This is a genomic window from Snodgrassella sp. (genome assembly GCF_024103505.1).
In the GTDB taxonomy this organism is placed as follows: Bacteria; Pseudomonadota; Gammaproteobacteria; order Burkholderiales; family Neisseriaceae; genus Snodgrassella; species Snodgrassella communis.
This window is the reverse complement of the sequence record NZ_JAGGIJ010000013.1, coordinates 1-12,624: the sequence shown is the minus strand read 5'-3', so window position 1 is coordinate 12,624 and position 12,624 is coordinate 1. Positions and strand designations below refer to the sequence as shown.

The following is a 12,624-nucleotide window of genomic DNA, read 5'->3' as shown; positions in this document are numbered from 1 at the left end:
TAATGAGACGGCTAATCTTGGTCATGACGGTACTCTGTGTGGTGACCTTGTATGTTCTGGCCGTCGCCACCGGTAATACCAGTGTTTTGTCGCAATATTTCTGGTTTGCATTCGGTTTTGCCTCACTATTAGTGCTTACACTGGTTCTGATGGCTGGTTCTTACTGGTGGAAATTATTGCAGAGCCGGCACCGGCATGAATTCGGTTCCAAAATTGCCATGCGTCTTGCCGCTATGTTTACACTGGTGGCTGTATTACCTGGCCTATTCCTGTTCGGCGTTTCTGCTCAGTTTATTTCACACAGCATTCACTCATGGTTTGGTAACGATACTGAAGAAGCACTTAACCGCAGTATCAGCCTGAGTAAATCCGCTCTGGATTACGAACTGGACAACAGTGTCCGCCGAGCAGCGAATATCCAAATTGCCCTGATTGCCGCCAATAGTCTGGAAGAACCGCTTCTACCAGTTCTTGAAAGTAATGATAAAAACAAGCAATTCAGCCAGCTAAATATCCGCAATCTCAGCAACAATCAGCTTGTTGCCGAATATAATCCGCAGCACCTTCCCACCCCTGAACTTAACGATAATCAGATACAAAACTTACACACCACAGGTTCAGTGCGTGAAATTGAAAACATAAATAACATTCTTTATGCTCAGGGCTGGCTGATTTTACCAGGCCGAACCCATGATAATGCCCTGTTTTTCCGTCAACCCATTCCGGCCAAAGTCGCGCAGGATGCTACCCTGATTGAGGCGGCACGTGCCAAATATGGTGAACTGAGTTTTACTAAAAAGAGTTTGCAAACCTTTTTTCTGGCAACCCTGTTAATGGCTACTTTGCTGGCAATCGTTTTAGCCTTACTGGTCGCCCTGTTATTTGCCCGCCAGTTCGTTGCACCGATTCTGTCACTGGCAGATGGCGCCCGGGCAGTAGCCAAAGGTGATCTGGATATACAGCAAACCATCTATCGCAATGACGAACTGGGTCAACTAACTGGCCTGTTTAATCACATGACGGTTCAACTACGTCATTCACGAGAGCAGCAGGAAGCGGCCAGACATTATCTAGAACATATTCTTAACAGCCTGACTACCGGCGTGGTTACACTCAATCCAGAAAAATGCCTGATTACATTTAACCAGATGGCAGAAAACATCCTCGGACAGAATCTGAATCCGATCCTTGGGCAGAATATCAATCAGTTGTCCGAACAAGACCCACAGACTGCAATGCTGGCAGATGTATTCCAGCAGATTCTCGTCACCGAAAACCAGAATAAACCGGCACAAATCACCTACAATCACAAAGATGAAACCCTGATATTACTTGGCAAAGCCACTCCACTACCCGAAGATAGCGGTGGAGGCACAGTACTGGTATTTGATGATGTCACTGCATTGGTGAGCGCACAAAAAGAAGCTGCATGGGGTGAAGTAGCGCAACGGCTAGCACACGAAATACGCAACCCACTGACACCTATTCAATTATCTGCTGAACGACTGGCTTGGAAACTGCATGACAAACTCAACGAAGCAGATGCCCAGATTCTCAATCGTGCCACCAATACCATTATTCGACAGGTGGCTGCGATGAAAGAAATGGTCGAAACATTCCGCAATTATTCCCGCGCACCAGCGCTAAAATTCACCAACCTCGATTTAAATGAATTAATACGCGAGGTTTTGGTACTTTACGAAGGTAGTAATTGTACATTTGCGGTTAATTTGAGTAAGATAGTAATGAATGTTAATGCCGACAGTGGTGCATTACGTCAGGTTATTCATAATCTGTTAAAAAACGCAGTGGAGGCAGCCACAGCTGATTCCTCACCCGAAGTCAGCATACTAACCGAACTAAATAACGAACACATCCTTTTCTATGTGAGCAACAATGGTAAAACATTCAGTCAGGAGATGTTATTACATGCATTTGATCCTTATGTAACAGACAAACCCGGTGGTACCGGACTGGGATTACCGGTAGTAAAAAAAATCATTGAAGAACACGGCGGGCGGATCCAAATCAGTAATCAGAAAAATGGACTGGCTTGTGTCAAAATAACCCTACCCTTACAGGTGAATAGAAATGCGAAGCAGTGATATTTTAATTGTTGACGATGAAGTAGGAATCCGCGACTTATTATCAGAAATTCTGCAAGACGAAGGGTATACCGTCACCACGGCCGAGAATGCCGATACTGCCCGCCAACTGCGTCAGCAAACTCGTCCTGCCATGGTACTGTTAGACATCTGGATGCCAGATTGTGATGGCATAACCTTATTAAAAGAATGGGCAAAATCCGGCCAGTTAACCATGCCGGTGGTCATGATGAGTGGTCATGCCAGTATTGATACTGCAATAGAAGCAACCAAAATCGGTGCTTTGGATTTTCTAGAAAAACCCATTTCCCTGCAAAAATTGCTCAGTACAGTAGATCGTGCCCTGAAATACGGACAGATGCAGGCGGCTTCCAACCTGTCACTGGATAAACTCGGACATAGCCCAGCTATTAAAGAATTGAATCAACATCTGGAGCGGATAGCCAAATTCAGCACCCCAGTATTATTGACCGGAGAATTGGGTTCCCCTTTTGAACTGGTAGCACGTTCATTCCATAAAAACGCAACCCCTTGGGTAGAACCATCAAAAATAGAACAAATTGTAGACGCTCCCATTGAACTATTGCAGAAAGCAGCCAATGGCATACTCTATCTGGGTGATATTGCTCAATATGGTAAAAGCACTCAGCAAAGTATCGGCTTTATCCTCACCAAAGCAGATCGCTACAATGTACGCATCATCTGTGTTTGTAGCCGGCCAATCAAGGAAATGATTACCGATCCGCTACAAGATAACAAACTACTCAATACCCTTTCACCATTAATTGTTTCCATTCCTCCATTACGCTCACAACTGGATGACATGGTATTTCTGGTAGAACAAATTACCACCGAACTGGCAGAAAGTCAGAAAATTCCGCCGGTAAAATTTACCACAGCAGCACTCAATGAACTGCGCCAGTATGACTGGCCGGGCAATCTCGAGCAATTGCGTAGCGTTGTAAAAAGCCTGATGCTAACAGCAGAACATAATGAAATCGATGTTAATGCCATCAGCACTATCCTGAACCAGTTCAAATATAATCAGCCACATGAAATCATGACTGGCTTTAATTTTGACCTGCCTCTGCGTGAATTACGTGAAGATCTGGAAAGGCGCTATTTCGAATACCATATTGCTCAGGAAGGCCATAACATGAGTAAAGTAGCTCAGAAAGTAGGCTTAGAGCGAACCCATCTGTATCGCAAATTAAAACAGCTTGGTATCCAGTTTTCAAGACGTCAGGCTGAAAACAAATCCTGTTAAATAGCATAGAAAAATCTGCCAGAAATATTATTATTAATTTTGCTCATAATAACCGGCGGATTTTTCAAACAAATATATTCAATAAAACATTGATTGGACATGCCTGAAACGTTAAGGTTAGCTATCTAACCATAACTATTGGATAGGCTGTTCAATCATGAGTTTTACTTCGCTGAGTTTTGAATTTTTTCCACCGCGTACTGAAGAAGGCCGGCGTAAACTTGCCATTACCCGCAAACAACTAAGCCAATATCAACCTGAATATTTTTCATGTACCTATGGTGCAGGTGGCACCACCCGCGCCGGAACACTGCAAACTATTACCGATATCTTGAATGATGGTGTGGCTGCCGCGCCTCATCTGGCTTGTATTGGTGCCAGCCGTGAAGAAATGATCAGCCTACTTCAAACCTACAAAGACATGGGCATTCGCCATATTGTAGCCTTACGTGGCGATATTCCTTCTGGCGTGGGCTTCGGACATCAGGGCTTACGCTATGCAAATGAATTGGTTGGACTCATTCGTCAGGAATTCGGTAACTGGTTTCATATAGAAATCGCCGCTTATCCCGAATTTCACCCACAATCCCGCAGTGCGGAAGATGATATCAACCATTTTGTACGTAAATGTCAAGCCGGTGCCGACTCGGCAATTACCCAATATTTTTTCAATGCAGACAGCTACTTCTGGTTTGTAGATGAAGTGCAGAGCCGAGGAGTGAATATTCCCATTATTCCTGGCATCATGCCTATTGCCAGCTTCTCCAAATTAGCACGTTTTTCTGAGACCTGTGGTGCAGAAATTCCACGCTGGTTACGTCTCAAACTTCAATCCTACGCCGACGATACTGCATCAATCAAAGCATTGGGGCTGGATGTCGTAACCGAAATGTGCGACAACTTACTACAACAGGGTGCGCCCAGCCTGCATTTTTATACCCTCAATCAGGCGGGATTGGTCTCCACCATCTGTCAGCGTCTAGGTTACTGATTCAGATAAATATTAAGAATACCAGACCAAACTATCCAACTTAAAGAATATCCATCCTAATTTATTTATTATCTAAAATTCCATATAAACAAAAAGCCCCTGTCACATTAATGACAAGGGCTATACGGATAATCTATCGTAAACTGTCTGGCAGTTATCTGCCCCCCAGCCAGCTAAAAGTAACAAATAACGCTAATGTGTTAACAACTGATTCAAAAACTGTTGAGCACGTTCATGCTGCGGCCGCAGGAAAAACTCTTCTGGTTCGGCCTCTTCAACAACTTCTCCATGATCAATAAATACCACACGATCAGCAACTTCACGGGCAAAAGCCATCTCATGCGTTACCACCATCATCGTCATACCACTGAGTGCCAAATCTTTCATCACCTTTAGCACTTCACCAATCATCTCCGGATCTAAGGCAGAAGTAGGTTCATCAAACAGCATTACCCGCGGCTCCATAGCCAGACCGCGTGCAATCGCTACCCGCTGCTGCTGCCCGCCAGATAACTGCTGCGGGAAAGCATCACACTTATGCGCAAGCCCCACTTTAGCCAGAAGCTCTTGTGCCTTCTCTTCAGCTTCTGCACGACTTTGTTTTTTCACCCTCATCGGTGACAAAATAATATTTTCCAAAACAGTGAGATGTGGATACAGATTGAAATGCTGGAACACAAATCCAACCTCAGTACGCACCCGATTTAAGTCAGTTTTCGGATCAGCGACATTCATACCGTCTACCCAGATTTCACCCTGCTGAATTTTTTCCAACTGATTTACAGTACGAATCAGCGTAGATTTACCACTGCCAGACGGACCACACACAACCACCACTTCACCCTGACTAACAGTCAGATTTACCCCATTAATAACATGTAAGTCCTTAAACCACTTGTGGACATTTTTAAATTCAATCATGTACTCCCCACATCCAAAAACTGTCTGCATCAACCTATCCAGACAGACGCACCATTCTGCAACAAATAATTACTTAACCCAACATAAAGCTCTGGCGGAATCCGCTCCGGTCGGCAGCCCGGATCAATCCCCACCGCCATTAATGCAGCATCATCCACCCATTCTTTCAGATTATTATGAATGGTTTTACGCCGCTGCTGAAAAGCTTGTTTGACCAAAGCAGCAAAATGAGCAAAATCCTGCGCAATTCCAATACGACCATGCTGTGGAATCATCCGTACCACCGCCGAATCAACTTTCGGCGCAGGGTTAAATGCCTGTGGTGGCACATCAAGTAAACTTTCCATTTCAAAAAAATACTGCAACATGACACTCAAACGGCCATAATCATTACTACCCGCAACTGCCACCATTCGCTCAACCACTTCTTTTTGCAGCATAAAATGCATATCCACAATATCATCAGCATACTTACCAAAGCGAAATAGCAACGGCGTAGATATATTATAAGGTAAATTACCCACAATTTTTTTTCGGCCGGGCACACTGGCAAAATCAAACTGCAACACATCACCTTCATGAATAACCAATTTAGATGCAAATGGTAAAGTACGCAAACGTGCCACAATATCACGGTCAATCTCAATCACATGCAACTGATCAACCATAGCCGCTAGAGGTGCAGTAATAGCTGCCAGTCCTGGGCCAATCTCAAGCACAGTATCCTCTGGCTGTGGACGCACTGCACGCACAATATCCTGAATAATACTTTTATCCTGCAGGAAATTCTGGCCAAAGCGTTTACGGGCACGATGTTCTTTCATATCACTTCCTTCAAATTTGCCCTATTATAAAATAAAACAACCTCCATCAACTTCCGGTTTAACCGGCCTCTACCCATTGACCAATCCCACCGACACCAGTCAGTATTTAATCAGACAAATAGCGCAAAGGATTAACCGCTCGACTATTCACCCTTACCTCAAAATGCAGTTTTACGCCGGTAGTACCACTATCACCCATCGTCGCAATCGTCTGCCCCATCTGCACACTCTGCCCATTGCGTACTTTCAGCGAGTCATTATATGCATAAGCGGTCATCGTACTATTACTGTGTTTAATCAGTACCAACTTACCATATCCGCGCAACTCATCGCCAGCATACTGCACCGTACCCGCAGCGGCAGCCTTAACCGGTGTACCACGACTACCAGCAATATCAATCCCCTTTTGCGTCTGGCCATTAAACCTACTAATCACCGTCCCGCGTACCGGCCATTGTAAACGGATATCAGGCGCAGCCGTACCAGTCGTCACTACTTCAGACTCACGTGCAACGCGTCCGGATGGTGGTTTTACTCCCGTCGGTCGGCCTGAGGCTGATGCCGGCTTGCGCACACGAATCAGCTGTCCCACCTCAATTGCATTAGCATTAGCCAGATTATTCCAGCGTACCAGCGTATTCACATTCTGATTGAAGCGTAAACCAATCCGGTATAAAGTATCTCCACGCTGCACACGGTAAAAACCATTGTGTGCACTACCACTCATTACCGGTGCCTCAGCTACAGTATTACTCTGACATCCGCCCAGTAACAGCCCCATGCATGAGATTAAACAAATACCAAGTTGTCGCAACATCCCGTACAATTTCCATTCTAGTATCATTAATCTATCACAACCCCAGCAATAATCCGCATAGCATAACTGGTTTATTTACCCTGTAGTCAATATTAACATAGCTTTTCCCTTATATACGTCAGCCAACTGATCACATTGCCAAGCAATACCGATAGCCATTTTGTAGCCCGACATATTGAATTCCTCCATCCTGCAACCATCTATAAAAAAATGTTATAGCTAAAAAGGGAGACTCACATGCGATATATGAGTTGGGCATTATTGATACTGGCAGCACTGGAAGTCATCTCCATTATTCTGATGAGCAATCTAATTGGTGGTGGCTGGACACTGCTTCTTATCATACTGTCTATTGCCTGTGGCGTATTTATGCTGCGCAATATCGGTTTGTCCGGCTTATTTCTTGCCGTAGCGACTATTCGCACCGGCAGCAACGTATCGCTCTACCAGTTATTATGGCCTCTTCGTTATGTACTGGCAGCCATCATGCTTATTAGCCCCGGTTTCGTATCTGATTTATTCGCGGCTCTGCTACTGCTACCATTCAGCGGTAAACCCTTAGCCAGCACCGGCAGCAATTCTTTTTTCCACACACCGCAACCAGACCAAAACGATATTATCGAAGGCGAATTCACCGTAGAAAACAATAACGGACAATCCCATCATCCCAACAGACAACAACACCTTCCGCCCAGATAAACAGATTAGTAAAAAACAAAAGCCGCACGGAATACATCCGGCGGCTTTTCTTCACTATACTTCGTTACTCCAAACGCATTTGTGGAAACAGAATCACATCACGTATGGTCTGAGCATCCGTCAGCAGCATTACCAAGCGATCCATCCCAATACCACATCCACCGGTTGGCGGTAAGCCATATTCCATGGCTCGAATATAATCTGCATCATAATGCATTGCCTCATCATCACCTGCATCCAGCTGTGCCACCTGCTCTCTAAAGCGTGCGGCCTGATCTTCAGGGTCATTTAACTCCGAATAACCATTAGCCAGTTCACGTCCTACCACAAACAGCTCAAAACGTTCAGTTAGACCCGGTTTAGTATCAGAAGCACGTGCCAATGGCGATACCTCTACCGGATAGTCGACAATAAATGTCGGTTGCCATAACTGAGCCTCAGCACATTCCTCAAACAGTGCCAGTTGTAAACTGCCTAGCCCCTGCGCCACAGGTAAAGTTCCACCCAGCTTTTTAATTTCAGATTTCAGCCATACATCATCCGCAAGCTGCTCATCAGCATACTGTGGATTAAAATGTTTAATTGCTTCCACAATAGTCATCCGCGCAAACGGCTGGCTTAAATCCACTTCCCTACCGTTATAGCTTACTACCGCACTTCCCGTAGCTGCAATGGCTGCTGCACGAATAACCTGCTCCGTCATATCCATCATACGCTGGTAATCACCATAGGCTTCATAGAATTCCATCATCGTAAATTCCGGATTATGGCGCGTACTCATACCCTCATTGCGAAAATTGCGGTTAATCTCAAATACCCTTTCCAGCCCTCCCACAACCAGCCGTTTCAGATAAAGCTCAGGTGCCACCCGTAAAAACAAATCCATATCCAGCGCATTATGATGCGTTACAAATGGTTTGGCTGTTGCTCCGCCCGGAATAGGGTGCATCATCGGCGTCTCCACTTCCAGATAGCGCTCGCTTACCATCACATTACGAACCGCCTGAATAATCCGGCTGCGTTTTACAAAAGTATCCCGCGTCTGCTCATTAGTAATTAAATCCACATAACGCTGCCGGTATTTCTGCTCCTGATCAGCCAATCCATGGAACTTATCCGGTAACGGGCGCAACGATTTAGTAAGCAGACGAAGAGTTGAAACCCGTACTGTCAGCTCACCGTGATTGGTCTTCATCAGTTCACCCTCAGCACCAACAATATCACCCAGATCCCAGTGCTTGAATGCATCATGTGCCTGTTCACCCACACCCTGATTATTAATATATAGCTGGATACGTCCAGTCAAATCCTGAATCGTGGCAAAACTGGCCTTACCCATATGACGCTTCAGCATAATACGACCTGCAACCTTCACTGGGATAGCCTTTTCAGCCAGAACATCTTTATCAAACTGCTCATACTGCTCATGCAGATCACCGGCAAAAGCATCACGCTTAAAATCATTCGGAAACGCAATCCCCTGCGTACGAATCGCCGTCAACTTATCGCGACGGTTTGCCATAATCTGATTTTCATCCAGTTGCTCTTCATGTGCGCCACCAACCGGCGCATTATGCTGTTCACTCATATATATTCCTATACCATAACATTCAGTTCTTTCCTGTGGTCACCAGACAAAAACATCAACCCAGCTGCGACATTAACCAACCAGAAAATAACTACTTATTCTAATCGAAAATATCCATTTTAACACGCAAACCATCTGCTTCTTATCTTATATAATAACCAAACAACATCACCCGATATCCACAAAAAACCACACAACAAATAATTACCAAATAAATACCAACCTTCTTTTAACAACTAAGCCACACACATAACCAAATCAAGTTATATATCCTTACTTAAATTATTAATCATAAAAAAAATCAAACAGAACAAACAAACTAAAAACTGCCTGCACACCTCCAACCCCAAAAAACACACACCTCATTAACCATAGCTCCAGCACAACAAAAAAACAGCTTAACAAACAACCTATATCAGTAACCTTATTTCAAATCAGCAACATTAGCGACAGATTACCGCCCCATCACAAAAATTTGGCAGAATAAAAAACCAAACACCCTGCAATATACCCATCGCCTGATAACACAGCCACAGCAACCATTACCCACCCAATATAAATAAAAAACAAATAGCTGCGTCTATACCACTACAAATTAAGTAAAAAATTACTAAAAAAATAAACCAAAATTAAATTACCTTATTTCCACCAAATCAACTCAGCGTGCGTACGTTTATAAATAACATAAACTCATTCAGCAATCGTCTAATTAAATCATACAAAAACTTACAGACTAAAACCCACCAAAAATAACACCCCAAAACTCAGCTTAATAAAAACAAAAGTTTCTTAAAATAATTCAAATAATTACATTTTGACTAACAACCAGCTTTGTAGTCGAATAAACCAAGCAAATTTATTTTATAAACATTTACATTGATCGATATCACATAGCTATTTTTCCGACAGCATAACTTCAGCATACCCAATCAGGAAATTCAAATGAACAAAACTTACCACCCAACACAGCAGATCAGAACAAAAACAAATATGACTGCGTCCATACCAAAACCAGATTTCAGAAAAAAAACATTGGTTCAACTCATGACAATTATCGGCATAATCGCTTTCAACACCAGCGAAGCCTACGCCAACTGCCTTAACTCACCTTCTAATCAAAATTGTCTTACCCAAGAAACAACCCCATCCTCATCAACATACAGCGGCAACACCACCAATCAGGATGGCTATATTGCAAACGACAACACAGATCCAGTAAACATTTCTACCAGCGACAACCCATTAAATAATTCACTAACCATCATAAATAATGCCGAAGCAGGCGATCTGAATGTGACCGTAAAAAATACAAATATAAAAAACATATATTCACTTAACAACTCAGAAAAAGCAGCCATATCAATAACCACAACCGCAGACATGACAATGCCCAATAGTTTTGGCATTTCCGTAAACAATGCCGGCACAAATCTCACCCTCAACACCCAAAACATTAACAGCCAAACAAACGCAATCTACGCAGTTAACTCTGGTACCAGTGCGACATCTATCACCACAGCAGACATCACCTCCAGCGGCAGCAATGGCATCTATGCACAAAATAACAATAACGCCACAGACCTGACCATTACTACCGGAACCATCAATGCCAACCAAAATGGCATTTACCTGAAAAATAGCGGTACCGGTGCCACCTCTATCATCATCAATGGTGATATCTCCTCCGCCAATAGTGATGCCATCTATGCAGAGAACGACCCCGCCACAACAGACCTAACCATCCATACCAAAAACATAAACGGTAAAAATAATGGTATATACGCCGCAAACTTCGGCACAGGTTCAACAACAGTAACAGCAGAAGGCAACATAACCGCAACCAATCAAAATGGCATATACGCATTCAATCATGGTAAAGATCTAACCATCAACACACATAATGTACAGGGTTCCCAAAGCGGAATCTATGCAACTAATGAAGGTACCGGTTCCACCACAATAACAGCCAAAGGCAACATAACTGCAACCAACAGCGATGCCATTCATATTGAGAATAAAAACAATACCAAAGACCTCATTATCAAAACAGATAACATAAACGCCAAAATGAACGGCATATATACCACCAACAACGGAACAGGCATTACCTCCATAACTGTCAGTAACGATATTATCGCTGCCAATGGCACCGGTATATTTGCACAAAACTTAAATACAGCTGGAAACCTAACCATCAACGCAAACAATATCAACGCCGAACTGAACGGTATATACATCATCAATAATGGCTCCGGTTCAGCCTCAATCACCACCGCTGGCACCATACAAGGCCAGCACCAATATGGCATCCACGCAGAAAATAACCAAACAGCAGCAAATATCAGCGTCAATCAGACCAATGGCTCCATTACCGGCGCATTAGACGGCATTGATGTACTCAACCGCACCCCGCATGGAAATAACACCGTTACCGTAACAGGAAAAGTGACCGGCGGCACAGGTGCAGGTATTTATACCAGCGGCAGCTCCGGAACCACCACAACAATCACACTGAATAGTGGTGCCAACGTCGAAGCCACCTCAGGCACAGCGATTCGTGACGCAGATGACAACTCCATTATCACCATCAACAATGGCGCCAAAGTAAGCGGTTCAATTATTCTGGGCAATGGCAGCGATACCTTAAACATCAATAGCAAAGCAGATACATCAGCCATTACCATACTAGATGGCGGCGATGACACCAGCGAGAGTGACGGCATGATTGACACACTCAACATCGGCCAGTCACTGACTGGTTCATCTACCAGTAATGGCACAACCGGAAATATTGCCATCCGCAACTGGGAAAATATCAACCTCCTACAACAAAGCACCCTCACCCTGACTGGTGACTTAAATACCAACAACCTCAATATCGCCCCTGCTGCAACATTAAATTTCACCTCGCCCCTGCATGAGGCCACAATAAATGGCAATATCACCAATTCCGGAAATTTAAGCTTAAGCAATAACCAGGCAGGTAACCACTTAATCATCAATGGCAACTATATCGGTAACAATGGCACAATTACCCTTGATACCATATCACAGGATAACAACAGCATAACCGATAAATTGTTTATCAATGGTAACGCTTCCGGCCAAACCGCGGTGCGAATAAATAATATTGGAGGACTTGGCGCTGATACCGGTACCACCGATGGTATAGAAATTATCAATATCACTGGTAATAGCTCCAATAATGCCTTTAATCTGCAAAACGATCATATTGATGCAGGTGCGTACGAATATCATTTGTATAAAGGCAATATTACCGGTCAAAACAGCAACTGGTATTTACGCTCCCAACTAGCTAAACCAGACGATCCAAATAATCCGAACAACCCGAACAACCCGAACAACCCGAACAACCCGAACAACCCGAACAACCCGAACAACCCGAACAACC

The 12,624-nt window shown here is 43.9% G+C and carries 9 protein-coding genes; 5 read left to right on the top strand and 4 right to left on the bottom strand.

What is annotated here, in order from left to right; translation table 11 throughout:
- The first annotated feature begins 2 nt into the window (after nucleotides 1-2).
- The 3 genes from J6578_RS10005 to metF all read left to right on the top strand — a co-directional run bounded on the left by J6578_RS10005 (nucleotide 3) and on the right by metF (nucleotide 4,363).
- Nucleotides 3-2,105 carry a sensor histidine kinase gene (locus J6578_RS10005; protein WP_239428527.1) on the top strand — a complete coding sequence of 701 codons (2,103 nt, stop codon included), beginning with the start codon at nucleotides 3-5 and terminating at the stop codon, nucleotides 2,103-2,105.
- Nucleotides 2,092-3,372 (top strand): sigma-54-dependent transcriptional regulator, encoded by a 1,281-nt coding sequence (locus J6578_RS10000; protein WP_093093740.1) that lies wholly within the window; start codon nucleotides 2,092-2,094, stop codon nucleotides 3,370-3,372. Before J6578_RS10005 ends, J6578_RS10000 begins: the two co-directional genes overlap by 14 nt.
- 157 nt (nucleotides 3,373-3,529) lie before the next feature.
- Complete coding sequence (metF, locus tag J6578_RS09995; protein ID WP_239428526.1) at nucleotides 3,530-4,363, top strand: methylenetetrahydrofolate reductase [NAD(P)H]; 834 nt, start codon at nucleotides 3,530-3,532, stop codon at nucleotides 4,361-4,363.
- A gap of 192 nt (nucleotides 4,364-4,555) precedes the next feature.
- Here the strand turns inward: metF and J6578_RS09990 are convergent, their stop codons facing one another.
- The 3 genes from J6578_RS09990 to J6578_RS09980 form a co-directional block, all read right to left on the bottom strand.
- On the bottom strand, nucleotides 4,556-5,284 hold the full coding sequence (locus J6578_RS09990; protein WP_093093771.1) for an amino acid ABC transporter ATP-binding protein: 729 nt from the start codon (nucleotides 5,282-5,284) through the stop codon (nucleotides 4,556-4,558).
- 29 nt (nucleotides 5,285-5,313) lie between these two features.
- Nucleotides 5,314-6,108: a 16S rRNA (adenine(1518)-N(6)/adenine(1519)-N(6))-dimethyltransferase RsmA gene (rsmA, locus tag J6578_RS09985; protein ID WP_239366827.1), complete on the bottom strand. Its 795-nt coding sequence runs from the start codon at nucleotides 6,106-6,108 to the stop codon at nucleotides 5,314-5,316.
- A 106-nt stretch (nucleotides 6,109-6,214) separates the two neighbouring features.
- Nucleotides 6,215-6,925, bottom strand: coding sequence for a peptidoglycan DD-metalloendopeptidase family protein (locus J6578_RS09980; protein ID WP_287954559.1), 711 nt, complete (start codon nucleotides 6,923-6,925; stop codon nucleotides 6,215-6,217).
- A 237-nt stretch (nucleotides 6,926-7,162) separates the two neighbouring features.
- On the opposite strand from J6578_RS09980, the gene J6578_RS09975 reads away from it, so the two are divergent.
- A complete protein-coding gene (locus J6578_RS09975) occupies nucleotides 7,163-7,624 on the top strand; it encodes an FxsA family protein (RefSeq protein ID WP_287954558.1) in 462 nt (153 codons plus the stop codon).
- A 64-nt stretch (nucleotides 7,625-7,688) separates the two neighbouring features.
- On the opposite strand, the gene lysS is transcribed toward J6578_RS09975, so the two are convergent.
- On the bottom strand, nucleotides 7,689-9,212 hold the full coding sequence (lysS, locus tag J6578_RS09970; protein WP_093093730.1) for a lysine--tRNA ligase: 1,524 nt from the start codon (nucleotides 9,210-9,212) through the stop codon (nucleotides 7,689-7,691).
- A 1,044-nt stretch (nucleotides 9,213-10,256) separates the two neighbouring features.
- Here lysS and J6578_RS09965 point away from each other — a divergent pair.
- Nucleotides 10,257-12,624 (top strand): autotransporter outer membrane beta-barrel domain-containing protein (locus tag J6578_RS09965; RefSeq protein ID WP_287954557.1); only part of this gene is annotated, 2,368 nt, incomplete at its 3' end.

What these genes read in the sequence shown, in the direction of transcription:
- J6578_RS09980 (WP_287954559.1), bottom strand. Translation starts at nt 6,925, where the DNA reads ATGTTGCGACAACTTGGTATTTGTTTAATCTCATGCATGGGGCTGTTA.
- metF (WP_239428526.1), top strand. Translation starts at nt 3,530, where the DNA reads ATGAGTTTTACTTCGCTGAGTTTTGAATTTTTTCCACCGCGTACTGAA.
- J6578_RS09975 (WP_287954558.1), top strand. Translation starts at nt 7,163, where the DNA reads ATGCGATATATGAGTTGGGCATTATTGATACTGGCAGCACTGGAAGTC.
- rsmA (WP_239366827.1), bottom strand. Translation starts at nt 6,108, where the DNA reads ATGAAAGAACATCGTGCCCGTAAACGCTTTGGCCAGAATTTCCTGCAG.
- J6578_RS10005 (WP_239428527.1), top strand. Translation starts at nt 3, where the DNA reads ATGAGACGGCTAATCTTGGTCATGACGGTACTCTGTGTGGTGACCTTG.
- J6578_RS09990 (WP_093093771.1), bottom strand. Translation starts at nt 5,284, where the DNA reads ATGATTGAATTTAAAAATGTCCACAAGTGGTTTAAGGACTTACATGTT.
- J6578_RS10000 (WP_093093740.1), top strand. Translation starts at nt 2,092, where the DNA reads ATGCGAAGCAGTGATATTTTAATTGTTGACGATGAAGTAGGAATCCGC.
- lysS (WP_093093730.1), bottom strand. Translation starts at nt 9,212, where the DNA reads ATGAGTGAACAGCATAATGCGCCGGTTGGTGGCGCACATGAAGAGCAA.